Consider the following 25,143-nt stretch of genomic DNA (forward strand, 5'->3'; position numbering starts at 1 on the left):
CACCTTTTCCTTGTTTTTTTTAGTATAATGAAATGGAAAATATATTAAATGGAAGTCATCACAAGAACCTAATGTAATAAAGGCAAAGAGGATGACAAAAATAGCAGGGGGGGACATGTATCATGTCTTTAAAAGAAGAAGCATTACATATGCACAAGATTCACCAGGGGAAATTGGAGTCGAAATCAAAAGTTCCCGTAAGAAATGCTAAGGATTTAAGTCTGGCATATTCTCCTGGAGTGGCTGAGCCGTGTAAAGCGATTTATGATGATAAAAACAAAGTCTATGATTATACGATGAAGGGCAATATGGTAGCTGTCGTTTCAGATGGGACAGCAGTATTGGGACTTGGCAACATCGGACCTGAAGCAGCTTTACCGGTTATGGAAGGAAAAGCGGTATTGTTCAAAAGTTTTGCTGGAGTGGATGCATTCCCAATTTGCTTGAACACGACGGATGTAGATAAAATTGTGGAAACTGTGAAGCTTCTTGAGCCTACTTTTGGAGGAGTCAATCTTGAGGATATCGCTGCTCCAAACTGTTTTGTCGTGGAAGAGCGCCTGAAGAAAGAAACGAATATCCCTATTTTCCATGACGATCAACACGGAACAGCAATTGTTACGGTTGCGGGCCTTGTTAATGCCCTCAAGCTAGTGAAAAAGAATATCGGAGAAATAAAAGTAGTGGCCAATGGTGCAGGTGCTGCGGGAATTGCCATCATCAAATTATTATATCGATATGGTGTAAGGGATATTACGATGTGTGATTCAAAAGGTGCCATCTATGAAGGGCGTCCTTATGGAATGAATAGTGTAAAAGCGGAAGTAGCTACCTATACTAACCGAAACAGAGTGGAAGGGACATTAGCTGATGTGATGAAAAACGCTGATGTGTTCATCGGGGTGTCTGTTGAAGGCGCTTTGACACAAGCGATGATTGAAAGTATGAACAAGGATGCCATCATCTTTGCTATGGCCAATCCTAATCCGGAAATCATGCCGGCAGAAGCAAAGCTTGCAGGTGCTAGTGTGGTAGGGACTGGACGTTCTGATTTCCCTAACCAAGTAAATAATGTCTTGGCTTTTCCGGGAATATTCCGCGGTGCGCTTGATGTAAGGGCGACTCATATTAACGAACAAATGAAAATAGCTGCAGTTGAAGCAATTGCAAGTTTGGTTTCTGATGATGAGCTAAGTGATGATTATGTTATTCCAGCTCCTTTTGATCCACGCGTAGCTCCTGCTGTGGCAGCAGCTGTCGCAAAAGCTGCAATGGAAACAGGAGTTGCTCGTATTAAGGTGGATCCAGAAGAGGTAGCAGAAAAAACCAGACGGACCGCCATTATTGGAAAAAGTGAATAGTCTATGACTACACCTACGAAAATGTATCTAGAAATCGTCAAAAAAATTCGGGCCATTATTGTAGCAGACGGCTTGAAAGCAGGCGACAAGATTCCTTCCGAGCGTGAACTGTCCGACAGATTAAATGTCGGACGGTCCTCTGTTCGAGAAGCACTTCGTGCATTGGAGCTTTTAGGGCTTATTGAAACAAGACGTGGTGAAGGAACATTCATCAAAGATTTTAAAGAGCACCACCTAGTGGAACTATTGGGAACGTTTATTTTGGAGCAGGACAAGACCAAAAATGATTTGTTAGAAACCAAACTGGAGATAGAAAAATCATGCATCCAGCTATTAATGCAAAAAGCTTCTGTAAAAGATTATGAGAAACTGAGAGAAATGCTTTCAGCTCCCATATCTAGAACAGAGTTTTTCAAAGGGATTGTGACGATAGTAGACAACAGTTTGATGCTAAGAATTTGGACGCTTGTCAATAGTTATGCACAGATTATCTCTAAGGATAATATGATAGAAAGTGGTGTTTTAGAAGAGTTACTAGAGGCGATGAGAGAAAAGCAGGCGGAACAAGTAATAAAACTATATGAAAAACATTTTACGGAAATTGTCGATAAAAAGTAGACAAGAATCTACAACATCCTTCGTGGAGTTTCCGTTACATTAACAGTATGAGTATAAAGGTAAGTAAAGGAATTTGTTTATTGAAATAATGTTAACAGCCTTACTTACCTATATTTTGACCTGTTATTAGTACCAAATACCAAAACTAAGTAACAAGTTTCTGTAATTAAGGGAGGTTCTGTTGTTTTGTTGAAGGATTTGTTCACAAAGAAGAAAAAATACGCATCCATTCCATCGGAACAAGCAAATCAAGATGTACCAGAAGGAATTATGACCAAATGTCCAAGCTGTAAAAAAATAATGTATACAAAAGAGTTAATGAAAAATCTGAAGGTCTGTCTACACTGTGGCCATCACCATCCTATGAATGCAAAAGAAAGAATTCAAAGCATATTGGATAAAGGCAGCTTTACCGCATATGATGTGGATATGGTTTCTGAAAATCCTCTAAATTTCCCAAACTATTTGGAGAAACTAGAAGGAGACAGGAAGAAAACCGGAATCAATGAGGCGGTTGTAACTGGTGAGGGAACGATTAATAGTTTCCCGCTTGTTGTTGCTGTAATGGATTCTACTTTCCGTATGGGAAGCATGGGATCGGTAGTGGGTGAAAAAATCACCCGTGCCATCGAAAAGGCAAAAGAGAAGAGAGTGCCTTTCCTTATTTTCACTGCTTCTGGTGGTGCAAGAATGCAGGAAGGTGTTTTAAGTCTGATGCAAATGGCGAAAACTAGTAGTGCCTTAAAACTTCATAGTGAAAGTGGCGGGTTGATCATTTCGGTGATGACTCATCCAACTACTGGTGGTGTATCTGCAAGTTTTGCATCATTAGGAGATTATAATTTTGCAGAACCGAAAGCTTTAATAGGGTTTGCCGGTAGACGTATCATTGAGCAAACCATTCGGGAGGATCTTCCGGAAGACTTTCAAACGGCGGAATTTTTATTGAAATGTGGTCAACTCGATGCTGTTATTCCTCGTCTTGAATTAAAAGAAACCTTAACAAATGTATTAGATATTCACCAGGGAGGAGGGGAGACGAGATGGTAGGAGAAATGGAATTCGAAAAACCGGTTGTAGAACTTCGCAAGAAAATAGGTGAATTAAAAGAGTTCACGAAAAATAGCGATATGGATCTTACTAGTGAAATTGAGAAACTTGAAGTAAGACTAGAAAAACTAGAATCAGATATCTATGGAAATTTAAGTCCGTGGGATCGCGTCCAAATAGCCAGACATCCCGAACGCCCCACCACATTGGATTATATTGAACGTGTTTTCACGAACTTTTTAGAATTACATGGAGACCGATACTATGGCGATGATGAAGCAATCGTAGGTGGGATTGGAAAATTTGAAGGCGTACCTATCACCATTATCGGGCATCAGCGTGGGAAGGATACGAAAGAAAATATTCGCAGGAATTTCGGCATGCCGCACCCGGAAGGCTATCGCAAAGCATTAAGATTGATGTATCAGGCAGAGAAATTCAACCGTCCTATCGTGTGCTTCATTGATACGAAGGGTGCTTACCCTGGGAAAGCTGCGGAAGAGCGTGGACAAAGTGAAGCCATCGCCAAGAACCTGTTTGAAATGGCAGGTTTGAAAGTGCCGGTAATTTGTATTGTCATTGGTGAAGGCGGAAGCGGCGGAGCCCTTGCACTTGGTGTCGGCAATCATGTACACATGCTTGAGAACTCTACTTATTCTGTTATTTCGCCAGAAGGAGCGGCGGCTATTCTTTGGAAAGATGCCAGTCTCGCCAAGAAAGCAGCAGAATCTATGAGGATTACTGCACCTGATCTGCATGATTTAGGAATCATTGATAAAATTGTTCCAGAAGCTAAGGGCGGTGCCCACAAAAATGTAGATGTACAAGCAAAAGGAATTAAAGAGATATTGAAAGAGTCCCTTCAAGATCTCATGCCATTGACTGCAGAAGAATTAATCGAACACCGCTATGCAAAATATAAACGAATTGGTGCATTCTCGTTTAAAGAGCAGCTTAAGCCCGAAAAAATCAACCAGTAGATGATCGTAGTTATTCCATATACAACACAAAAGGCTTTTCAGCAGGAGGGAATAGGTTATTTTCCTCCTGTTTTCTTTTGGATAGGAAGGAATAAGCTGGGTATCTTAATGGAAGAGCTAAAAGTTTGAATACCTATAAAATATACAGGTATACATAATAAAATTGACCAAAATGTCAACAATGGAAAATGACAGCGCATCCAAAACTTTTCATCGACAATTTTCAGTTGTTTTCGACATACCTTCATGTTAATTTTGAATAAAGAGGCTTTACATGGTACTCATTCTTCTAATAAAATATATGTTTGGGTATACGTTTATAGGTAAATTAGCTCAAGAGGTGAAAATAGAATGAAACGAATAGGCGTTCTGACAAGTGGTGGAGATGCACCAGGTATGAATGCTGCGGTCCGTGCAGTAGTAAGAAAGGCTATTTTTCATGACATCGAGGTATTCGGAATCTATCGTGGATATGCTGGATTAATTGATGGAGATATCAAAAAGCTTGAAATAGGTTCTGTTGGTGATATCATTCATCGAGGCGGTACCATGTTATATTCTGCGAGATGTGAAGAATTTAAAACAATAGAAGGTCAGCTTAAGGGTATTGAAAACCTCAAAAAGCATGGCATTGAAGCTTTAGTTGTAATTGGTGGGGACGGTTCTTATCAAGGTGCTAAAAAGTTGACCGAACACGGCTATCCATGTATTGGTGTGCCAGGCACGATCGATAACGACATCCCAGGTACTGATTTTACAATTGGATTTGATACGGCGCTAAATACAGTTATCGATTCCATAGATAAAATTCGTGATACCGCCACTTCCCATGAGCGTACATACGTGATTGAAGTGATGGGACGTCATGCAGGAGATATTGCACTTTGGGCAGGTCTTGCAGGTGGGGCGGAAACCATTCTTATCCCTGAAGCGAAGGATGATATGCAAGAAGTGATTGCAAGACTGAAGCGCGGAACAGAGCGAGGGAAAAAGCATAGTATCATCGTCGTAGCTGAAGGAGTAGGCAGCGGAGTGGAGTTCGGTAAGAAAATCGAAGACGAGACAAATTTCGAAACCCGAGTAAGTGTACTTGGTCACATCCAACGCGGTGGATCACCAACTGCATTTGATAGAGTTTTGGCAAGTCGATTAGGTGCACGTGCAGTGGAACTACTTATGGATGGTAAAGGCGGCAGATGTGTGGGGATTCAAAGTAATGTGCTAGTTGACCATGATATCATTGAAGCACTTTCTAAAACACACACAATCGATGACAAGATGTACGACCTTTCTAAAGAGCTTTCCATTTAGTATGATAAGCGCATTGGAATCGTTTTCATTACCAGGTTATCTGAGGCTATCGTTGGTGTAATGCCACTCTATTGCTTTATAATATAAGAGGACGAAATGAAAAGTACGGTATATAACTAGGAGGAAATTTTACATGAAAAAAACCAAGATTGTTTGTACGATTGGACCAGCTAGTGAAAGCGTGGAAACGTTAATCCAGCTGATGGAAGCAGGAATGAACGTTACCCGTCTGAACTTTTCACACGGTGACTATGAAGAGCATGGAGCTCGTATCCGCAATATTCGAGAAGCGGTGGAGCGCACAGGGAAAAATGTTGCAATTCTTTTAGATACAAAAGGTCCGGAAATCAGAACGCACACTATGCAGGATGGTGCGATTGAATTAGTACAAGGAAATGAAATTATTATCTCTATGGAAGAAGTAATTGGTACTACTGAAAAGTTCTCCATTACTTACCCTGGACTTATGGAAGACGTACATCCAGGTTCCCGTATACTTTTGGATGATGGTCTAATCGGATTGGAAGTACTTGAAGTAGGAAACAACGAAATCAGAACGAAAATCCTAAATTCTGGTACATTGAAAAATAAAAAAGGTGTAAACGTTCCTGGTGTAAAAGTAAACCTTCCTGGTATTACTGAAAAAGATGCGAACGACATTCGTTTTGGTATTGAACAAGGAGTAGATTTCATTGCGGCATCTTTCGTTCGCCGTGCATCTGACGTCCTTGAAATCCGTGAATTATTGGAAGCACATGACGCTACTGATATTCAAATTATCCCTAAAATTGAAAACCAAGAGGGTGTTGATAACATCAACGAAATCTTGGAAGTATCTGACGGGTTGATGGTGGCTCGTGGAGACCTTGGTGTAGAGATCCCTGCAGAAGAAGTACCTCTTGTACAGAAGGATCTTATCAAAAAATGTAACCTTGCTGGAAAGCCTGTCATCACAGCAACTCAAATGCTTGATTCGATGCAACGCAACCCACGTCCAACTCGCGCAGAAGCAAGTGACGTAGCAAACGCAATTTTTGATGGAACAGACGCTATCATGCTTTCTGGTGAAACAGCAGCTGGTTCATACCCAATTGAAGCTGTTCAAACAATGCACAACATTGCTTCCCGTGCAGAACAGGCGTTAGCATACGGAGAAATCCTTACAAAGCACAGCAAACAAGCTGCTCTGACTGTTACGGATTCCATTGGTCAATCTGTTGCTTACACGGCAATCAGCTTGGATGTTTCAGCAATCGTAACACCAACAGAAAGCGGACATACTGCACGCATGATTTCCAAGTATCGTCCAAAAGCACCGATTGTTGCTGTTACTTCTTGTGAAGCGGTATCCCGTAAACTTGCTCTAGTATGGGGTGTTTACCCACGCATCGGTCGTCAAGCAACTTCAACAGATGAAATGTTAGAAGTAGCAGTAGAAGAATCATTGAACACAGGAATCGTTTCTCACGGAGACCTAATTGTTATTACAGCAGGTGTTCCGGTTGGCGAAAAAGGTACAACAAACTTGATGAAGATTCATGTTGTTGGTGACGTTCTTGCAAGCGGACAAGGCATCGGTAGAAAATCTGCGTACGGAAAAGTAGTTGTTGCAAAGACTGCAGAAGAAGCTGCTGAAAAAATGACACACGGAGCTATCTTCGTAACAACAGGCACTGATAAAGACATGATGCCTTCATTAGAAAAAGCATCTGCTCTTATCACAGAAGAAGGTGGTCTAACAAGTCACGCTGCTGTTGTTGGATTAAGCCTTGGAATCCCTGTCATTGTTGGAGTAGAAGAAGCTACTTCTATTCTACAAGACGGTCAAGAAATCACGGTTGATTCTTCCCGCGGTACCATTTATACAGGTCACGCAAACGTATTATAATATAGGACATAACCCCCTCTTTCTGGCATATGCTGGGAGAGGGGTTTGTTTATATTAGAGTAATTCTTTCACATTTGCTATAATTAATTGGTAGCTTGTTTTTAATAGAAATGGGGTTGTCCTATTATGTTCAGAATTTTATTAGCGTTGATTATAGTTGTACCAGCACTTGAAATATGGCTTCTTATTACAGCAGGAAAACTGATTGGTCCAATACCAACGATTATGTTAATTATCCTTACTGGTGTCTTAGGAGCATGGTTAGCAAAATACCAGGGAGTTTCTGCTCTTAGAAGTGCCCAGGAGAAAATGAACAGCGGTCAGATGCCTGGTGATGTTATTATTGATGGTTTATGTATTTTAGTTGGTGGTGTTGTTCTTTTAACTCCAGGATTCATCACAGATGCGATTGGTTTTGCCTTACTTTTACCACCAACAAGGAATTTGATTAAACCGTCCATTATGCGTGCAATCAGAAACAGAATGGACCGCGGACAATTTATTGTCATTAACAGAAAATAAAGAGTAAATGATCCTATTAGTTTGGGGGAAATGAAATGAAGCATTGGTTGAAAGTTTTGCTAGTGTTGACCTTGGTTTTGTCTGGCCTTACATTATCGAATGTTGTACAAGCTGCCGGTGGAGAAGATGAGGAAGAAAGCATCAATGAAAAGTTTGGCCTTCCAATTGTCGTATACGGTGGAACCTTGAATGATGATCAAAAACAGGAAGTGCGCGAACATCTAAATGTGAAAAACCCTGAAATGGTTGAAGAAATTACGGTAACAGGAGAAGACCTTGTTACCTATATTGAAGGAGAAGACAGAAATGCCCGTATGTTTTCTTCTGCTAAAATTACCAGAAAAGAAAAAGGGGAAGGGCTTGTCATTACTAGAGCCACTCCTGAAAATATCACACAAGTAACAGATGATATGTACGCTAATGCCCTACTGACAGCTGGAATTGAGGATGCAGAGGTTATCGTCGCGTCTCCAGTGAAAGTTAGTGGTCATTCGGCACTTGTAGGTATATACAAAGCTTATGAAGTAAGCGGAGAAGCACTAAATAAAGATCGCATGGAAGTAGCAAACGAAGAATTGTCCATTGCAACCAAGCTTGCAGAAGAAGAAGGCATGGACAGTGAAAAAGTCAGTGAGTTGCTTACGGAAATTAAAAAGCAGATTGCAGAGCAAAATCCTGCAACAAGAGAAGATGTTGAAAAAATCGTAGAAGAACAATTAGCTAAGTTGAATATCCAGTTAAGTGAAGAAGATCGACAACTGTTGATTGATCTTTTTGAAAAAATGCGTGAGTTGAATATCAACTTTGATAGTGTGAAAACTCAGCTAGAGCAAATTTCTACAGACATTAAAAATAAAATTGACGAAGTAGTAGGAAATGAAGGTTTCTGGCAGGGAGTTCAAGACTTTTTCCGTAACCTGTTCCAGTCTATTGCTGATTTGTTTAAATAGTACTATCTGAAAAAGGCTGCCCTTTGTGGGTGGCCTTTTTTTAGTGGATTCGCTAAAACGTGTTGATTTGCGTTCCAGGCGCTTCGCTTACCTGCGAGCGGTCCGGGAGTCTCCTCGGCTTGCGCCTGTGGGGTCTCAACTGTCCCTTCCTTCTACGGACGTATACGCGCCTTTCCCTACAATGGAACTAAGCTTTGGCATCATGTTAGGGAGCACTGGCTTGTATCGTAGTTGCCGCGTTTATTATTGCAAGAGTGATGTTTTTGAAGATAAATGGGTGATGAACTAACTAGTAGGGGGGAAAGAAGATGGAAGCAGGCAATGGAAAATATGTTTTTCCTGCCTGCTATTTTCTCTTTACAAATTGAATTGTCTATTTTGTAGGTGATTTTAAATTACCACTGTTCTGGATATCAACCTGAACCGTTAAGTCCACCGTTAAATCAGGATAAAATTCTTTACGCCAATTTTTAAGTTCTTCTCGAGAAAGATCGTTTCGAAAGTACTGACCAATTCCTAAAATATCTGACTGGTTTTTCTGTGCGCTTGCAAACATTCGCTCAAATCTACCCTCAAGCAACTGAATCAATTCATTTTTTATTAATTCAGTGCTAGGGTTGCCACGCGTCTCTAAGATCATCACATTAAAGGTAAGCGTGGTAGATAATAATGGCTTACGATTAGTGAAATCACTATTATGATGTAACTTTTGACTTAGAATTAGAACACTTGCGTCATCTAATACTTCAATTTGCCCTTGAGTTTTTTCACCGTTGAAGGCATTGTAAAGCAGAGTTTCATCTGAATTTATCTCACCCACCATTTTCCCATTTTTAATAACCGCAGAACCTAATTGTTTAAATAAAGTAGTTTCACCAAGTGTCATGATAGGTACAGCTACATCTAAAGTATAGGAGTGGATACTTCTGTATACCTCCCATACTCTGGTTAACGCAATATGAGGATCCCAACCCGCATTCTTTTCAAAATAATCTAATAAGGCTATAGCCATTGATCCTTCTTGCTGATCTAATTTTGAAAAAAAATTATCAATGTCCTCATCACAAATAACTAAAGATGCTTTTGAAGCAACTTCTCTTGATCTCAAAAAACCAGAAATAAGATCCTTTAACCCTTCTTCAGCTAATTCTCTATCTACGACAATAACCTTCACATGAAGTAAATCTAAATCACTTTCCATATCGGAACTTATGGAGTCAATAATTTCATTGAGGGTTCGTCCTGTACCAGAAACCACTTTAGTCTGAATGGTTCCATTCTCGGGCGTGGGGATTTGGAGAAAGACCTTATACTTCTCACTTTCCTTAGATATCCCTAATACAATTGGCATAACACGGTGATCAATATCCTTGTTATCCCAACAACCACTTAGTGTACTCAGCATAAAAAAAATTATGATGATTAGTTGTCGTTTATACATTCTGTCGATAGCCTCCGATTTTCGATAAAAAGCCTAGTGTGATAATGGACAGGGGAACTGTAAAGATGACATAGAGCCTGAGAGGAGTACTCCATATAAAGAGAGACTCTATCACGTCCCAACTTGGAATATATAAGCAGATACTATATACAAGAAGAGAAAGAAAGAGAACTACATAATTAGGTTTTATAAAAGGAAGATAGTGATGAACTATGCTCATCGTCTTCCAAAGAATTAATGAAATGAATAACATAATGAAAGTTATTAAGCTAAGTATAAAAAACATCGTTACCCTGTCGAACATTAACCAGTCAACTTTTATAGAATCCAATGTCATGACAAAAGGAAATATGAAAGTTTCAGTAGTAGCTTGTCCATATGTAAGTATGGGTACATAAACGGAAAGTATAAAGCAAGGTATAATCACAATCAATGAAATAAGAATTTTCTTCCGTTGAAAGGTTAGTGTTGGTTGAATAAAACCAAGAAACAAAAAGCCCCCGCCAATGGTTAAGAACGTTTTATAGAAAGATGAGTCTGTTAAAAAGGAAAGGTCGCTATTCCATAAAGGAAAAACATAATGCAAATCAATGTTCTGCAAAGAAACCATCAAAATGAAGAGAATGAGAGGGAATAGCAATATCGAAAACACAAAACCTGTTCTAAAAATTGTATCAATACCAAGCATCGCCAAATAACATGATATAGATATCATTAACGCCATTACAGCCCAAAGAGGGGTTTTAGATAGAAAGACAATATTAATGATTTCAGCAAATGCCCTCACTATAATTATTTTAGACATCAAAAAATATAACAGAATAGGAATTAAAAAAAGAAAAGATATTATTTTTCCTTTTTGGGAGTAAATAGAAATAATACTTCTATTTGGAAAGTAACTAAGTCCCTTTAAGTAAATAAACACAAGTGTAAAATGTGTGATAATCCCCACCAAAATAGGAATCCAATGTGCTTGATCTGTACTTGCGATAATATCAGCTGGATACATAAAAAATATCAAACCCATATGAACGAGAAAGTACATAACGATGACTTGCCTGTTTTTATCCACTTCTACTATCCCCTTTTGAAAGTTGAAAATTTATATACGGAATTCCAAATGTTTTAATACTTGCCAGGTAAGAACAAATTAAAAACAAACCCACAAGGATTCCGAGAACACCGTAGAATGCCGCCAGTATCAAAACCAGGTATTTAAGAAGACGGATAGAAAGTATATTTTGAAATCCAATGATGGTTGAGTTCGCAATGGTGGTCGCAGCAAGTATAATAATGATTAAATTGCTGACTAACTTAGCTTCTACAGCCGCTTGTCCAAGTATGATTCCTCCAACCATCGTTATCGTAGGTCCGATGCTTTTGGGTAGTCTCACACTTGCTTCCACTATCAATTCTAAGATAATCAGCATGATAATCATTTCTACTATGGAGGGATAGGGTACTCCTTCACGGCTTTGTGCAATGGATAATACTAATTCGATTCGCAACACTTCAGGATTAACTGCGACTAAAGCTACGTATAATCCTGGAACGATAAGAGTCATAAGTATCCCGACTATACGTATAAATCTTATAGTCAACATGATGGGAACGGAAAAATTACGATCACTTTCAAGAATAAACATGTCCCAAATGCTACTTGGAAGAACAATGGCAAATGGTAGCCTGTCAACCAGGAGCAAAACCTTCCCTCTCTTTAATGAATGAGATGCCTCCTGAGGTAGCTCAGTCGTATTTATTTGAGCTACTACACTCCATGTTTTAAGGTTTAGTAATTTGATGATATCTTGTATAGATTGAATGTCCCTATCCTTATTTATATCTAGTTTTTTCATCAAGGTGGTAATGAGGTTGGGATCCACATGCTGATCGACATACACCAATGATAATCCTTTTCGAATTGATCCGAATGAGTAATTTTTTACATGTAGACTCTCTGATGCTACATGCTTTCTTATTAAGCCAATATTTGTATTGAGATCTTCGATAAAAGAACTGAGAGACCCTTGGATAATACTTTCGTTGATAGGCTGATCAATAGAGCGATTGAGTGTGAAGGAATATGGCTCAACGCTTATGACGAAATGTTTATTTTCAAAGGCTAGGATTAATTTACCTTCAAGGATTAATTGAATAACATCTTTTCGCTCGCTTTTCTTTTCTCCTAAACTAATCAATTTTTCAGGAAAGTCCTCGAGGTGATCAGCATATGCTCTAATGCCATCCAATGTTTTAGGTAAATCTATAAGGCTTTTAAGTCCTATAAGAAAAACAGGGAAATGGTTGAACATGTATGTTTCCATAAAAAAATCATCATTTTTCCCTAACGTATCCTTAACCTCTCTTATTAAAGAATTCATGGATGTAAAGTCCTTTCAACATCTGGTCTATTATGTTTTTATTATTCCTTATCTATTTATTTATATGTGAGGGTTCCATGTATGAACAAGGGGGAGTTGGCTCTCTTTGTAAAGGGTGCTTTTTATTAGAGACCCAGGTGAGGTTCAATTTGCTTTCACATATTTAGGTCTATTTCTTTGTAAAAAGCGATAAAATCGAGAAGGGGGGATTTTCATGCTTGAAAAATTTGTAGATCCACTTCCGATTATGAAAACCATTCAACCCATATGTATCCTAAACCATGTACCTTACTATGAGGTGAGTATGGTTCAATCGCTGAAAAAGCTCCACAGAGATTTACCTCCTACAAAAATATGGGGGTACAATGGAGAGTTTCCTGGACCAACCTTCAGGGTTTGGAAAAATCGACCGATCCATGTATTGTGGAAAAATGAACTGCCGCTTAAACACTTTCTCCCGATAGATACTACCATTCATGGAGCAGAAAAAAATAAACCGGAAGTCCGGACGGTGGTCCATCTTCACGGTGGTGTGACTCCTGATACAAGTGATGGTTATCCCGAGGCCTGGTTTACTAGAGGATTCAAACAAGTTGGATCGTACTTTACCAATCAGCTATATACCTATCCTAATATCCAGGATGCAACAGCCTTATGGTACCATGACCATGCAATGGGCATTACCCGCTTAAATATTTATGCTGGTCTTGTTGGTTTATATTTAATTTATGATGAAGAAGAACAACTGCTGAATCTGCCAAAACAGCCTTACGAGATTCCTTTGCTTATCCTAGATCGATCTTTTCAAGCAGATGGCGCTCTCTATTATCCTGCACAACCAGATCCACCTAACTCTGAAGTGAACCCTTCCATCTTACCGGATTTCTTTGGTGACACCATTTTGGTAAACGGAAAGATATGGCCTTATCTCGACGTGGAGCCTCGTCTCTATCGGTTTCGTATTCTGAACGGCTCTAATTCCCGTTTTTATCGACTGTCATTTTCAAACGGGATGCCATTCATTCAAATTGGTTCCGATCAGGGACTATTGGCGCATCCTGTAGAAGTTCCTTCATTACTTTTGGCCCCAGCGGAGAGAGCGGATGTCCTAGTGGATTTTTCGTCTTCCAGTGGAGAGTTAATTACTATAAGGAACGATGCCGAGTCGCCTTTTCCTCAAGGTGAAAAACCAAATCCAGAAACGACCGGATCTATCATGCAAATCCGTGTAATTAAAAAGTTGAAAGACCAAGATGTTGGTAGCCTGCCTTTTTGTTTGAAATATATTCCAAAATTAAAAGAAAGTCCTAATAAGAAAATTAGAAATTTATTACTTTCTACGAGACCGGATCAGTACGGGCGCTCCATTCATTTGTTAGACGATCGCCTTTGGATGGATCCTGTTACGGAAACCCCTACTTTATGGAGTACTGAGATTTGGAGTTTCATTAATGTAACTAAAGCTACGCACCCTATTCACTTACACTTGGTACGTTTTCAAATTCTCGATCGGCAGCCGTTTGATGGAGAATTGTATGAAAAAGAAAAGAAAATTGTTCCTACTGGTCCCCGACAACCCCCAGATATGAATGAACAAGGATGGAAAGATACAGTGCGAGCAAATCCTAAAGAAATAACCCGCATCATTGTCCAGTTTGCTCCATTCAGCGGGTTGTACGTATGGCACTGTCATATTCTGGAGCATGAAGACTATGAAATGATGCGTCCTTATTATGTTCTGCCTAGATAGTAGAAGGTATAAATAAATTACGTAAGAACAGATCCCGTTCCGTATCGTATTATATGAAGTGTTTTTTTGGAATAACCAGGGGACGGGAGTTATTTTTTATGAAAGCAAAGATACTAGAATTGCTCAACAAAATATATGGAATAGATTTTAGTGAGATTAAATTAGTAACATATGAAATGTATCAGTGTACTACAGTACAGGGTAACTTCTTCGCTAGAATAACGAACTATAAAACATATGATGAACAGTTAGAAGAAGTTGCGTATACAAACTTTCTATATTTGGAGAATAGCCCTCTACAGCAAATACTTTTAAAAAATCACGTTCGAATTTGAGCGTGATTTTTTATATTGAATGAAAATAAAAGATTGAGTATAACAGTTGTTTTTGAAATAATTGGTATTAAGCAATCGGGCAGTTTAGCAGAATAAGGAGTTTTGTTTTTTGTGTAGAATAATCCATAAATAAATGGTTAATGTGGTTTTAATAATACATTTAACAATAAGGAGAATTTACCTTGGAATTTAAACTATTAGCCAAAAATGATTTAATTAAATGTACGGAAACATTTATTGAAGTATTTAATGATGAGCCTTGGAATGATGAATGGACATTCACAAAGGCTAAAAAATATTTACTGAGTTTTCACCAGACACCTGGATTCTTAGGTGTTTTAGCGGTAGAAAACGGCGAAATTCTCGGCTTTATTTTTGGTGTAAATAGAGTATGGTGGAGCGGAGATGAGTTTTTTATTAATGAAATGTGTGTAAAAACAAAATGTCAAAATAAGGGTATTGGAAGAGCGATGTTAAATCATTTAATAAAAGAGCTTCATAGCAGTAATATAAGGAGCATTACACTTCTCACAGATAGAGGTATACCTGCGGAAGAATTTTATAAGAAAAATGGTTTTGAAGAAATAGAAAGAATCATTTTCTTGCATAGGAACATCAAACTATAGTTATAGAGGTAGATGCATTTTTAATTGGTTAAGAAAAGACAGGTGTAAAATTAAACAAACCAATTATCGATATAATAGCAGGGTGCGTTAGTTTAATAACACTATTCCGCAATCTGGAGCTATTGTAGAAGAAGGCAGTTCTCTTATTGTGCTAATGGGGCAGGTTGCTTCGATAAGGAATACATAAGAGAACAAATGGGGGGACCAATTAATGTTTACTCTGGCGGGCAGCAACATCACATTTATCCGAATGGTGACGAGGTTTACTTTGTTAATGTAGTATTTTTTTCATCAACTTTTAGTGGGCATTTAAAAGCTGATGGAATAGAAAGTGCCGAAATTAGGTTTTATAACATAGATGAATTACCTGTAAATATTTCTCCCACTAACAAACCATTTATTGAAGATTATAAGAAATTCATTAGTGAAATATAATTGTTGCTTTCCCTTAATTATGATCTTCCGTTTAATGGATCATTAGGTGAAGAAGGATTAAGTGATTCTAAGAATGAGAATATATTACAGTAATTTCGAAAGGACGCTATCCCGGTACAAGGATAAGCGTCTTTTTCATTTTTGGTGCAGCTTATCAAAGTTCTAATGAGGGGGAGTACTGCTAGATGATGGAAAAAAGTATAAAAAATAAAAAGGCTTGGGAATATCGAGCATATGAATTTAGAACAAAATTAACGGTATTCCACAGGATGAACAAGCGGACTTTCATGATGTGTTTATAAGATTATATACTCTGAGTGAAAGAATATTTCATGGAAATGGACATTTAGTGTTCTAGATTATTAAAAGGAATATTAAAAAAATTTAAAACTTTCTAATAAATTTGTTGTATAATATTTACTACAAGACAACTTTGTTATACATCAGGAATTTTTTGGAGAGGAGGTCGCTTTGCAACGAACAACGATTGAGCGCTCGCTCACAATAAAATAACTAGGAGGAATTATATGGGGGCTTATCAAAAAGAAGTATGGTTTACGATCGGAATGACTGCGCTATTTTTACTAGCTGGTAACATGGGACTAATCTTTACTATTTTCCCTGTTGAAGGTAATTGGTTTGGTTTCCCAATAATGTATATTGTTCCTGTTGTTGTAGGATGGTTTGGAGTTGTGCTTTTAACAATTGTTGCAGGTAAAATCGGCAATAAAATTGATGCGGCTATTGAAACAGAGAATAAGCAGAACCAGCAGCTTAAAGCTCATGTGGACAAGGAGGTTGTGTAAATGGACCAAACGTGGCAAATGGAAAATCCAATTATTGGGCTTATAGTTGTAGCACTTACCTTTATATTATTTTATGTAATTAGCTGGATTTCAAACAGGAGAAGTAAATCTGTTGAAGATTTATATGTGGCTGGAGGTGGAGTGGGAGCAATCACGAACGGCCTTGCAATGGCTGCTACATATATGAGTTTGGCAACTTTTCTAGGAGTTACCGGGCTAATTCTAAATTTAAAAATACCATTCATATTTTTATGGATTCAATTGATATTGGCAATCCCATTAATAACAATTATCTATGGTACAAGCCTGAGAAGAATGGGCGCTTTTTCACCTGCACACTTTGTTAAAGAAAGATATGGGAAATCCGCAGCTGTCATAGTTGCTCTATGGATGATTTTAATTTCCATCATGTATGCATTGGGGCAAATGATTGGAATAGCAAAGACATTTGAAATGCTATTTGGCATTCCTTATATGACAGGATTATTTGTCGGCGGGCTTTTGATTACAGGCTATGTAACTATCGGCGGAATGAGAGGGGCTACGAACAATGCCGCAGTTCAAATGGTCATTATTGCTCTCATGTTTGTCATACCGCTGGGTGCAATTATGAAGGCAATGGGCTCTTCTGGCTGGTTTTTCCCTCCGCTATTGTATGCAGATATGGTGCCGGCAATGTTGAAAGCGGTTCCAGACTTTTTTGATTATCAATTTGATGCGAAATGGTATTTTGCCCTCATTCCAGCAATGACTCTTGGTTCTTTAGGTTTACCTCATCTAGCCATGCGCATCTACACAGCTTCAAGTCTTAAAAGTGCACGCCAGGCAATGGTTTGGTTTGCTTTAGTTCTTGGATTTGTTTTCTCGGCAACTTATACAATGGGGTTTGCTGGTGTGTTCTTTAACAGCTCCAACGGCAATTTGATTTCGGCTGCTGACGCTGACAAACTTACCATCATTCTTAATCTTGTTTATAATCCTGAATGGGTGACAGCTTTGGTTATTGCTGGTGCAATTTCTGCCGGTGTTTCCACCTTAAGCGGAAACCTGCTAGCAATCGGCGCTCTTTTATCACAAGATATTTTTGCAACATTATTACCGGATATTACTTCTAAAACGAAGGTGCGTTTGGGATACGCAGCGATTGCTTTGGGGGGGATAACAAGCGTTTTGCTTGCTGTAAAACCGCCTGCCTTTCTTGTAGTGAGTATTCTATGGGCTTTTGGCCTTGCAGCGGTTACGAATGCACCGGTTATCCTGATGGGAGTCTGGTGGAAGGGAGCCAATAAATATGGGGCCATTGCATCTGTAGTCATTTCAGGAACTATTTATGTGATTGTTTCTCCTTTTGTATTTCCGAGTATTGTGGTGAGCGGCCATGGGCTGACAGACAGTTTAGGTGTATCGGGAGCTATGCTATGCGTGCCAATCGCTTTCATTATTTTAGTGGTAGTTTCCATGATTACAAACAAAATGCCTTCTCTGCAAAATAAATTAACCACACGAGAAGACCACAAATTGATTGAACGTATTCACGGATGGAGCGATGTGAATCCAGCCAGATATAATAGCCTGACTGGTGCTATTATTGTTGTAATCGCTAGTGCATTGACCTTAATTTGGGCCTTGACACCTTGGCAATTCTAACATAAAGGAGAAGGATTTTTCATTCCTTCTCCTTTTCTGTCAAAGGAGGGAGATAAATGAATAAGCTATCATCTATTTTTCAAGCGATTTTTTTAGATAAGGAAGCGGCAGAAAAGCTTGCTTCCAGTGAAGCATATAACAAATGGGCATTTATTTTTACATTTGTCGTTGGCATCTGTTATGGATCGGTAATCTACTTGAGAGTGCCGGAAGAATATCTTACATTCGACTCTTCCATTTTGCAATCAGCTGTCTACCTATTCCTCCTCCTTTCAGGAACGGGGATGGTGTATCTCACCAGACTAGGCCTTACTCTTTTATTGTGGGCAGGAGGGAAAGCATTTGGCGGTCAGGGGTTTATGGGCATCATAAACCGGCTTACCGCGTTTGCCCTTGTTCCTTCAATTGTTGGCTTACCATCAATTGTTGCATTAAGCACAGGTGAGGAGTTATCAATAATATTGACAATCCTTCTGGTAGTCTCTTTATTATGGATGTACTTCGTTTCTGTGCGTTTTATACAAATATCCCAGAAACTAAATTCATGGAGGGCTTATGGGGCTGTATTGATTGCCTTTTTATTCTTTTCAAGTGTTTATTATTTAATCTTGCCGCCTGCTGCCTGATATGGAAATAATGTTTACATGGCCCTCACAAAATGTGGGGGTTTTTAGTATGAAAATAACCTGCTTTTTCTAAATGTGTTTACGAATGCAATAGCGAAAGATCGTTTTTCAAGTCTTGCGCTTTCCAGGAACAAGGATCAGCTCCTGTTTTCTATATTGGACAGAGAAAATAACTTATTGTAGGAATCTTTTGATTATGAAATAATTGGAATTAATCAAACGCAGGATTACTGTAATGAAGAAAAAGGTTTTTTAGGGGGTATTTATGCGATTAAAAATATTAATAGCCTTGGTATTTATATTATCAGGTTGTAATCAGGAAACTTCCCAACACCCAATAGTCCATAGTTTAAAGGGTATTGAAGAATTTCCATATGATTTTAAACTACCAACTTATTTACCTTATGATGTAAAGGAAGTTAGGATATATGACTACATTCAAATTATAGAAGAGTTGCCCGAAAGATTAGCAGATGCCAAAACCAATGATTTTGCTTTATCAATTGGAATTGGTGGTTATTTCGAGGAACTGATCTTTATAGAAATGACACCAATTTTGAACAATAGAAATTCAAATCATTCAAATTTAGAACAAATAGCATTAAGTGGTGGAAGAGAAGGGTATTATTCATATGTTAACAACAGACAAACTTTATCCCTAAACGATGAAGGATTAAACTATAACATTATTGTTTTTACCCATCAAGAAGGAAATGAACTGTATTCACAAGAAGAATTGATTAAGATTGCAAATTCTTTAACTTTAGTAAATAGATAAATTTTTCACAAAGAATACTAAAGTATCAGGGGAAATAAGTAGCTTGAGACTTTTACTATGCTGATTTTTTTCACGAGCATTATTGGTGCCATTATGATAAGCGTAGGGATGTTTTTAAAAAAGAGCTCTAATGCTCCAGATAATTCATATTAAAAAGCCACAGCACACGTAGGAGATGATCCTGCGTTTTTTTTTGCATTACCGTAACCAATAAATCAATTTTCTATTTACAGCAATATTTTCTTATCAATTGGTGTTTCGAGTTACGGTCCTTTTTGCAGACTTACAGAAACCACAAATACAACCAATAATGTCTTCACAATGCTCTCAATTCAAAAAAATGACCACCCAATTCAACTACAATTTGATGGTCATCTTCATATGCATGCTTATTTTATGGCAGGTATCAGAACCTGTTCATTTAATAGAGTTATCTGAAAAAGTATTAACATATCTTAACGTATTTTCTAGCTGTGTATTGGAGCAAATGGCAAAGACTCCAGCGGGGGAGTAACGTTAGCTTGAGCTCATGCAGCCTAGCGGGAAGGCTCAAGCACCGTCCCGCGAAAAGGACGCCATTTGCGAAAAGGAACAGCGATGATTAACCCAACAAGAAAATTTCTTCTATTATTATACCACCCTATTCTTCCCGACTATGAATAGATAGATATCTTTTATCACACCTGCATTCCAAAGGGTGTTAAAAATGACTACCGTCACAGGCCCAACAATGAGGCCGAGGAAGCCTATCAGCTGGAAACCGACAAATAAACTTACTAATGTCGCCAGAGGATCAAGGCCGATACTAGATGATAATATCTTTGGTTCCATCAACTGACGCTGCACGATGACTATTAAATAAAGGACTCCAAGTCCAATAGCTAATGGTAAATTCCCGCTAATGGCTAAAAAGATAATCCACGGAACAAAAATGAGCCCAGTTCCAAGATACGGAATCAAGTCTACCAATCCGATGATTAAGGCAACGGTAATGGCGTATTCAACCCGTAATATTAATAATCCAATTAATACAATGATGGTAGTGATGGATATCAGCGTGGCTTGTGCCCGCATGAAACCGAAGAAGGCTTTCTTTAAGCTTACAAACACTTTTGTAAGACTTCCTTGTGCCTTAATTGGAGTGATTCTCTTTAGTCTTCCTTTAAGTTTGTACCAGTCCTTGCTGATGAAAAAAGTTGCCAATAAAGAAAAAATTAAGACTGTTGCAACACTTGGAATCCATGTGATGAGTTTTGGAAGGTTGGTTAAAAAGGATTGGATGAACTCACCGACTGTGCTGGCAACCGTTCCGCCAATATTTTCAATATTTGTCAAGAGAGATTGTTGTTGATCCTCCTCCAAACTATGAAACATAGTACTGACCTGCTGGAACAAAGGAAGTATTTTAGTTACAACAAACTGCTCCATATAGACAACCAACGTTTCAAAATGTCCCGGCACTACTTTAGCCAAATACTCAGTTCCAGAAACAATCTCAACAATTAATAATGTGACGACACCAACTACCGTTGCGAACAAAGCCATGATGGAGAGGAAAACGGCTAAACTTCTTGGAAGTTTTCCGTTCTTTTCTAGTAAGTTAACGAGCGGGTTAATTAAGAAAGCTAGAACTAATGCGATGATGAAAGGATAGGCAATGGAGAAAAGATAGTAAAATGAAACAAGACCAATCGTGATGATGAGAAGCACTAGGAGGAGACGAAAAACGATATGTACATAATTCCAATTCAATCATAACACCCCTTATGAGTACCGGAATTTCCTTACTCCATATTTTACAACCTGACTTATTGTTTTCATAGTTTTATATTTAAAAATTAGGAAAATTCTGTACGATCTCAATTCTTTTTCTTTCGTATTTTATTATGGTAGTATGGAAAAAGGGTCTGGTTTTGGAAGGATGAAACAGAATGATAAGTCAAGCTACCGTGTTTTTACTAATACTTCTATTAATCGGCTTTATTGCTAAGAATCCATCATTGATGTTTGCTGTAGCAGTATTGCTTGTTATTAAAGTTATTGGTCTGGATAATAAAGTATTCCCATATCTGCAGTCCAAAGGGATAAATTGGGGAGTAACGATTATTACCATTGCAGTCTTAGTTCCAATTGCTACAGGAGATATAGGATTCAAGCAATTACAAGAAGCGTTGAAGTCTTCCTATGCCTGGGTGGCGTTAGGAGCTGGTATAGCTGTGGCGCTGATTGCAAAAAGCGGGTTAACATTGCTTGCCAATGATCCCCATATTACAACGGCCTTGGTTTTTGGTACTATTCTTGCGGTTTCCTTGTTTAATGGAGTGGCTGTAGGCCCGTTGATTGGTGCAGGAATAGCTTATCTTGCAATGAAGGTAGTGGAGTATTTCACATAGGGGATTTTTCACAAATTATTTTTTCGTGATAATATTTTTTGCAGGACTTTCGTTCTTTTCATTCACAAAAGTCAGATAATTGTTTATAATAGGGACAAGGACACTTCCTTCCTACTTAGCAAGAGAAACATTGTTCGCCGAAAATGCGCGCACACCCATGAACATAGTGGATATGGCGCATATTTTTATGAATGGAAATGTAAGCATTTTCTTAGTTTGCTAGATTCTGAATTAATGAATTACTCTTAATATTTATACAAATCATTAATTTTTATCATTATGGTGAGCAAGCGTTCGGATGGACAATGGTAGATAAGGATTTGAAGAAATTTTCACATAAAGGAGAGGTTTGAAATGACAACAACTAAAGGTCTTGAAGGAATTGTAGCAACAACTTCCGCTATTAGTTCCATTATTGACGACACACTAACGTATGTTGGCTACAACATTGATGACTTAGCAGACCATGCTAGCTTCGAAGAGGTAATCTATCTTTTATGGCATCAAAAATTGCCTAACAAGGAAGAATTGGCTTCACTGAAGAAAGAATTAGCTGAAAATGCTGCGCTTCCTGATGAAGTCATCAATCACTTTAAAACTTATCCAATTGATAAAGTTCACCCTATGGCTGCTTTACGTACGGCAGTATCACTACTTGGTCTTTACGATGCAGAAGCAGATAACATGGATACTGAAGTAAATTACCACAAGGCAGTTCGCCTGCAAGCTAAAATGCCGACAATTGTGACAGCGTTCTCAAGAATCCGTAAAGGGTTAGACCCGATTGCTCCAAGAACTGACCTAGGCATGGCAGCTAACTTCTTATACATGTTAACTGGAGATGAGCCATCTGAGGTTGCGATTGAAGCATTTAATAAAGCATTAGTTCTTCATGCTGATCACGAGTTAAATGCATCTACTTTCACTGCACGTGTATGTGTAGCGACATTATCTGATGTTTACTCTGGTGTTACTGCTGCAATCGGAGCGTTAAAAGGTCCATTGCACGGTGGAGCAAACGAAGCGGTAATGAAGATGCTTTCTGAAATTGGAGAAGTAGAAAACGCGGAAAGCTATATCCGTGAAAAGCTTGCTAATAAAGAAAAAATTATGGGCTTCGGTCACCGTGTATATCGTCAGGGAGATCCTCGTGCGAAGCACTTGCGTGAAATGTCCGAGAAACTTACTCATCTGACAGGACAACCGAAATGGTATGATATGTCTGTAAAAGTGGAAGAAATCGTAACTTCCGAGAAACCGCTTCCGCCTAACGTTGATTTCTACAGTGCTTCTGTGTACCATTCTTTAGGAATCGATCATGACTTATTCACACCAATCTTTGCTGTAAGCCGTGTATCAGGTTGGTTGGCGCATATCCTTGAGCAGTATTCCAACAACCGTCTAATCCGTCCGCGTGCAGATTATACTGGCCCTGGCAAGCAGGACTATGTACCAATTGAAAAACGCAGCTAATATAACTTGATGTTACAACAAGATACATTGATTGAATTTTTGCTATAATACAAGGGGAAGGGCAATCCCTTTCCCAAACATCTAATGTCATCATATTTCTTAGGAGGTTTTTACTTTGACACAAGGAACAAAAATTACTGTTACAGATGGCGTACTAAACGTACCTAACAACCCGATTATTCCATTCATCGAAGGAGACGGAATTGGTCCTGATATTTGGGCATCTGCATCCCGTGTTTTAGAAGCAGCTGTTGAAAAAGCATATAATGGTGAAAAGGAAATTGTTTGGAAAGAAGTATTGGCTGGAGAAAAAGCATTTAACCAAACTGGTGAATGGTTACCAAGTCAAACACTTGATGATATCCGTGAGTACATAATTGCAATCAAAGGTCCTCTAACTACTCCAGTTGGTGGTGGAATTCGTTCTCTAAACGTTGCATTACGTCAAGAGTTGGACCTTTTCACATGCTTACGTCCTGTTCGTTATTTCCAAGGAGTTCCTTCTCCTATTAAACGTCCAGAAGATACTGACATGGTTATTTTCCGTGAAAATACAGAAGATATCTATGCTGGAATTGAGTATGCGAAAGGCTCAGAGGAAGTAGAAAAGCTAATCAACTTCCTTCAAACTGAAATGGGAGTTAACAAAATCCGTTTCCCTGAAACTTCCGGTATCGGAATCAAGCCGGTTTCTGAAGAAGGTACTTCCCGTCTTGTTCGTGGTGCAATCAATTATGCAATTGAGCATGGCCGCAAGTCTGTAACACTAGTACACAAAGGAAACATCATGAAGTTCACAGAAGGAGCTTTCAAAAACTGGGGTTACGAGCTAGCTGAAAAAGAATTCGGCGATAAAGTATTCACATGGGCACAATATGACCGTATCGCGGAAGCGGAAGGTAAAGATGCTGCGAATAAAGCTCAAGAAGCTGCAGAAGCAGAAGGCAAAATCCTAGTAAAGGATTCCATTGCTGATATCTTCTTACAACAAATTCTTACTCGTCCAAAAGAGTTCGATGTTGTTGCAACAATGAACCTAAACGGTGACTACATCTCTGATGCACTTGCTGCACAAGTAGGTGGAATCGGAATCGCTCCTGGAGCAAACATTAACTATGAAACTGGTCACGCAATTTTCGAAGCTACACACGGTACTGCTCCGAAATATGCTGGTCTTGATAAAGTAAACCCATCCTCTGTTATCCTTTCCGGTGTATTAATGCTTGAGCACCTTGGCTGGACAGAAGCTGCTAAACTTGTAGTAGATGCAATGGAAAAATCCATCGCTTCTAAAGTAGTAACTTACGACTTTGCACGTCTAATGGACGGCGCAACAGAAGTAAAATGCTCCGAGTTTGGTGACGAACTAATCAAAAACATGTAATTTCAAAAAAGCAAAAACTCTCGATGGGTTTTTGCTTTTTAAAAATAAGTACATTTGAAAAATTCACTAGCTGTTGATTGGAGCACAGGGCGAAGACTCCTCGAAAATGCTACGCATTTTCTTCGTGCGATGAATTGCTGCCGAAGCCTTCCTTGTCCTGAGGGAGATAGCGTTAGGTGGAGACTCCCAGGCAAAGCGAGGCTACTGAAAAACTGATAACGTAAAGTTTTTTATGATTCCTAGCTGGTGATTGGAGCAAAAGGCGAAGACTCCTGAGGGAGATAGCGCTAGGTGGAGACCCCGCAGGCGAAAGCCGAGGAGGCTCCAGCAGTGCCCCTAGGAAAGCGAAGCCCAGTGCGTAAATCAACAGCGGTGTAAGAGCTGTCCA

The 25,143-nt window shown here is 38.8% G+C and carries 22 protein-coding genes and 1 pseudogene; 19 read left to right on the top strand and 4 right to left on the bottom strand.

Features of this window, described 5'->3' with window-relative positions; translation table 11 throughout:
- Nucleotides 1–122: 122 nt before the first annotated feature.
- The 8 genes from ystJ to HF078_RS02035 all read left to right on the top strand — a co-directional run bounded on the left by ystJ (nt 123) and on the right by HF078_RS02035 (nt 8,680).
- Nucleotides 123–1,361: an NADP-dependent malic enzyme gene (gene ystJ, locus HF078_RS02000; protein WP_169289636.1), complete on the top strand. Its 1,239-nt coding sequence runs from the start codon at nt 123–125 to the stop codon at nt 1,359–1,361.
- 3 nt (nt 1,362–1,364) lie between these two features.
- The gene (locus tag HF078_RS02005) at nt 1,365–1,979 is read left to right on the top strand and encodes a FadR/GntR family transcriptional regulator (protein ID WP_169289637.1); all 615 of its coding nucleotides are present in this window, start codon (nt 1,365–1,367) and stop codon (nt 1,977–1,979) included.
- 186 nt (nt 1,980–2,165) lie between these two features.
- Nucleotides 2,166–3,029 carry an acetyl-CoA carboxylase, carboxyltransferase subunit beta gene (gene accD, locus HF078_RS02010; RefSeq protein WP_169289638.1) on the top strand — a complete coding sequence of 288 codons (864 nt, stop codon included), beginning with the start codon at nt 2,166–2,168 and terminating at the stop codon, nt 3,027–3,029.
- Nucleotides 3,023–4,009: an acetyl-CoA carboxylase carboxyl transferase subunit alpha gene (gene accA, locus HF078_RS02015; protein ID WP_169289639.1), complete on the top strand. Its 987-nt coding sequence runs from the start codon at nt 3,023–3,025 to the stop codon at nt 4,007–4,009. Before accD ends, accA begins: the two co-directional genes overlap by 7 nt.
- A 351-nt stretch (nt 4,010–4,360) precedes the next feature.
- Complete coding sequence (pfkA, locus tag HF078_RS02020) at nt 4,361–5,320, top strand: 6-phosphofructokinase (protein ID WP_169289640.1); 960 nt, start codon at nt 4,361–4,363, stop codon at nt 5,318–5,320.
- A gap of 133 nt (nt 5,321–5,453) precedes the next feature.
- Complete coding sequence (gene pyk, locus HF078_RS02025) at nt 5,454–7,208, top strand: pyruvate kinase (RefSeq protein WP_169289641.1); 1,755 nt, start codon at nt 5,454–5,456, stop codon at nt 7,206–7,208.
- Between the two features lie 126 nt (nt 7,209–7,334).
- A complete protein-coding gene (locus tag HF078_RS02030; RefSeq protein ID WP_169289642.1) occupies nt 7,335–7,730 on the top strand; it encodes an FxsA family protein in 396 nt (131 codons plus the stop codon).
- Between the two features lie 35 nt (nt 7,731–7,765).
- Entirely contained in the window at nt 7,766–8,680 is a 915-nt protein-coding gene (locus HF078_RS02035) for a DUF1002 domain-containing protein (protein ID WP_169289643.1), read from the top strand.
- A gap of 373 nt (nt 8,681–9,053) precedes the next feature.
- Here the strand turns inward: HF078_RS02035 and HF078_RS02040 are convergent, their stop codons facing one another.
- Genes HF078_RS02040 through HF078_RS02050 form a run of 3 tightly spaced genes read right to left on the bottom strand, consistent with a single transcriptional unit; the run spans nt 9,054 to nt 12,502 of the window.
- Nucleotides 9,054–10,121 (bottom strand): Ger(x)C family spore germination protein, encoded by a 1,068-nt coding sequence (locus tag HF078_RS02040; RefSeq protein WP_169289644.1) that lies wholly within the window; start codon nt 10,119–10,121, stop codon nt 9,054–9,056.
- Nucleotides 10,114–11,193 carry a GerAB/ArcD/ProY family transporter gene (locus tag HF078_RS02045; RefSeq protein WP_346775301.1) on the bottom strand — a complete coding sequence of 360 codons (1,080 nt, stop codon included), beginning with the start codon at nt 11,191–11,193 and terminating at the stop codon, nt 10,114–10,116. Before HF078_RS02045 ends, HF078_RS02040 begins: the two co-directional genes overlap by 8 nt.
- The gene (locus HF078_RS02050) at nt 11,186–12,502 is read right to left on the bottom strand and encodes a spore germination protein (RefSeq protein ID WP_169289645.1); all 1,317 of its coding nucleotides are present in this window, start codon (nt 12,500–12,502) and stop codon (nt 11,186–11,188) included. The genes HF078_RS02045 and HF078_RS02050 overlap by 8 nt, the downstream gene beginning before the upstream one ends.
- Nucleotides 12,503–12,716: 214 nt before the next feature.
- On the opposite strand from HF078_RS02050, the gene HF078_RS02055 reads away from it, so the two are divergent.
- The 8 genes and pseudogenes from HF078_RS02055 to HF078_RS02085 all read left to right on the top strand — a co-directional run bounded on the left by HF078_RS02055 (nt 12,717) and on the right by HF078_RS02085 (nt 19,505).
- The gene (locus HF078_RS02055; protein ID WP_169289646.1) at nt 12,717–14,252 is read left to right on the top strand and encodes a multicopper oxidase family protein; all 1,536 of its coding nucleotides are present in this window, start codon (nt 12,717–12,719) and stop codon (nt 14,250–14,252) included.
- A 98-nt stretch (nt 14,253–14,350) separates the two neighbouring features.
- Nucleotides 14,351–14,533, top strand: a pseudogene (locus HF078_RS20830) (protein kinase); the annotation flags it as partial.
- Nucleotides 14,534–14,769: 236 nt separating this feature from the next.
- A complete protein-coding gene (locus HF078_RS02060) occupies nt 14,770–15,213 on the top strand; it encodes a GNAT family N-acetyltransferase (RefSeq protein ID WP_169289647.1) in 444 nt (147 codons plus the stop codon).
- Between the two features lie 195 nt (nt 15,214–15,408).
- Nucleotides 15,409–15,648, top strand: a complete 240-nt coding sequence (locus tag HF078_RS02065; RefSeq protein WP_169289648.1) for an NUDIX hydrolase — start codon at nt 15,409–15,411, stop codon at nt 15,646–15,648.
- A gap of 527 nt (nt 15,649–16,175) precedes the next feature.
- The gene (locus HF078_RS02070) at nt 16,176–16,454 is read left to right on the top strand and encodes a hypothetical protein (protein WP_169289649.1); all 279 of its coding nucleotides are present in this window, start codon (nt 16,176–16,178) and stop codon (nt 16,452–16,454) included.
- The gene (locus HF078_RS02075) at nt 16,455–18,101 is read left to right on the top strand and encodes a sodium:solute symporter family transporter (protein ID WP_169289650.1); all 1,647 of its coding nucleotides are present in this window, start codon (nt 16,455–16,457) and stop codon (nt 18,099–18,101) included.
- A 56-nt stretch (nt 18,102–18,157) separates the two neighbouring features.
- Complete coding sequence (locus HF078_RS02080) at nt 18,158–18,727, top strand: YIP1 family protein (RefSeq protein WP_169289651.1); 570 nt, start codon at nt 18,158–18,160, stop codon at nt 18,725–18,727.
- Nucleotides 18,728–18,992: 265 nt separating this feature from the next.
- The gene (locus HF078_RS02085) at nt 18,993–19,505 is read left to right on the top strand and encodes a hypothetical protein (protein WP_169289652.1); all 513 of its coding nucleotides are present in this window, start codon (nt 18,993–18,995) and stop codon (nt 19,503–19,505) included.
- Nucleotides 19,506–20,135: 630 nt separating this feature from the next.
- Here the strand turns inward: HF078_RS02085 and ytvI are convergent.
- A complete protein-coding gene (gene ytvI / locus HF078_RS02090) occupies nt 20,136–21,257 on the bottom strand; it encodes a sporulation integral membrane protein YtvI (RefSeq protein WP_169289653.1) in 1,122 nt (373 codons plus the stop codon).
- A 179-nt stretch (nt 21,258–21,436) separates the two neighbouring features.
- On the opposite strand from ytvI, the gene HF078_RS02095 reads away from it, so the two are divergent.
- The 3 genes from HF078_RS02095 (at nt 21,437) to icd (ending at nt 24,755) form a co-directional block, all read left to right on the top strand.
- The gene (locus HF078_RS02095) at nt 21,437–21,898 is read left to right on the top strand and encodes a DUF441 domain-containing protein (RefSeq protein WP_060664804.1); all 462 of its coding nucleotides are present in this window, start codon (nt 21,437–21,439) and stop codon (nt 21,896–21,898) included.
- Between the two features lie 354 nt (nt 21,899–22,252).
- Nucleotides 22,253–23,371, top strand: coding sequence for a citrate synthase (gene citZ / locus HF078_RS02100; protein WP_169289654.1), 1,119 nt, complete (start codon nt 22,253–22,255; stop codon nt 23,369–23,371).
- A gap of 115 nt (nt 23,372–23,486) precedes the next feature.
- Nucleotides 23,487–24,755: an NADP-dependent isocitrate dehydrogenase gene (gene icd / locus HF078_RS02105; RefSeq protein ID WP_060664806.1), complete on the top strand. Its 1,269-nt coding sequence runs from the start codon at nt 23,487–23,489 to the stop codon at nt 24,753–24,755.
- Nucleotides 24,756–25,143 lie beyond the last annotated feature (388 nt).

This window comes from Bacillus sp. RO2, from assembly GCF_012911845.1.
Taxonomy (GTDB): domain Bacteria; phylum Bacillota; class Bacilli; order Bacillales; family Bacillaceae_I; genus Sutcliffiella_A.

What these genes read in the sequence shown, in the direction of transcription:
- ystJ (WP_169289636.1), top strand. Translation starts at nt 123, where the DNA reads ATGTCTTTAAAAGAAGAAGCATTACATATGCACAAGATTCACCAGGGG.
- HF078_RS02005 (WP_169289637.1), top strand. Translation starts at nt 1,365, where the DNA reads ATGACTACACCTACGAAAATGTATCTAGAAATCGTCAAAAAAATTCGG.
- accA (WP_169289639.1), top strand. Translation starts at nt 3,023, where the DNA reads ATGGTAGGAGAAATGGAATTCGAAAAACCGGTTGTAGAACTTCGCAAG.
- pfkA (WP_169289640.1), top strand. Translation starts at nt 4,361, where the DNA reads ATGAAACGAATAGGCGTTCTGACAAGTGGTGGAGATGCACCAGGTATG.
- pyk (WP_169289641.1), top strand. Translation starts at nt 5,454, where the DNA reads ATGAAAAAAACCAAGATTGTTTGTACGATTGGACCAGCTAGTGAAAGC.
- HF078_RS02030 (WP_169289642.1), top strand. Translation starts at nt 7,335, where the DNA reads ATGTTCAGAATTTTATTAGCGTTGATTATAGTTGTACCAGCACTTGAA.
- HF078_RS02035 (WP_169289643.1), top strand. Translation starts at nt 7,766, where the DNA reads ATGAAGCATTGGTTGAAAGTTTTGCTAGTGTTGACCTTGGTTTTGTCT.
- HF078_RS02040 (WP_169289644.1), bottom strand. Translation starts at nt 10,121, where the DNA reads ATGTATAAACGACAACTAATCATCATAATTTTTTTTATGCTGAGTACA.
- HF078_RS02050 (WP_169289645.1), bottom strand. Translation starts at nt 12,502, where the DNA reads ATGAATTCTTTAATAAGAGAGGTTAAGGATACGTTAGGGAAAAATGAT.
- HF078_RS02055 (WP_169289646.1), top strand. Translation starts at nt 12,717, where the DNA reads ATGCTTGAAAAATTTGTAGATCCACTTCCGATTATGAAAACCATTCAA.
- HF078_RS02065 (WP_169289648.1), top strand. Translation starts at nt 15,409, where the DNA reads ATGGGGGGACCAATTAATGTTTACTCTGGCGGGCAGCAACATCACATT.
- HF078_RS02070 (WP_169289649.1), top strand. Translation starts at nt 16,176, where the DNA reads ATGGGGGCTTATCAAAAAGAAGTATGGTTTACGATCGGAATGACTGCG.
- HF078_RS02075 (WP_169289650.1), top strand. Translation starts at nt 16,455, where the DNA reads ATGGACCAAACGTGGCAAATGGAAAATCCAATTATTGGGCTTATAGTT.
- HF078_RS02080 (WP_169289651.1), top strand. Translation starts at nt 18,158, where the DNA reads ATGAATAAGCTATCATCTATTTTTCAAGCGATTTTTTTAGATAAGGAA.
- HF078_RS02085 (WP_169289652.1), top strand. Translation starts at nt 18,993, where the DNA reads ATGCGATTAAAAATATTAATAGCCTTGGTATTTATATTATCAGGTTGT.
- HF078_RS02095 (WP_060664804.1), top strand. Translation starts at nt 21,437, where the DNA reads ATGATAAGTCAAGCTACCGTGTTTTTACTAATACTTCTATTAATCGGC.
- citZ (WP_169289654.1), top strand. Translation starts at nt 22,253, where the DNA reads ATGACAACAACTAAAGGTCTTGAAGGAATTGTAGCAACAACTTCCGCT.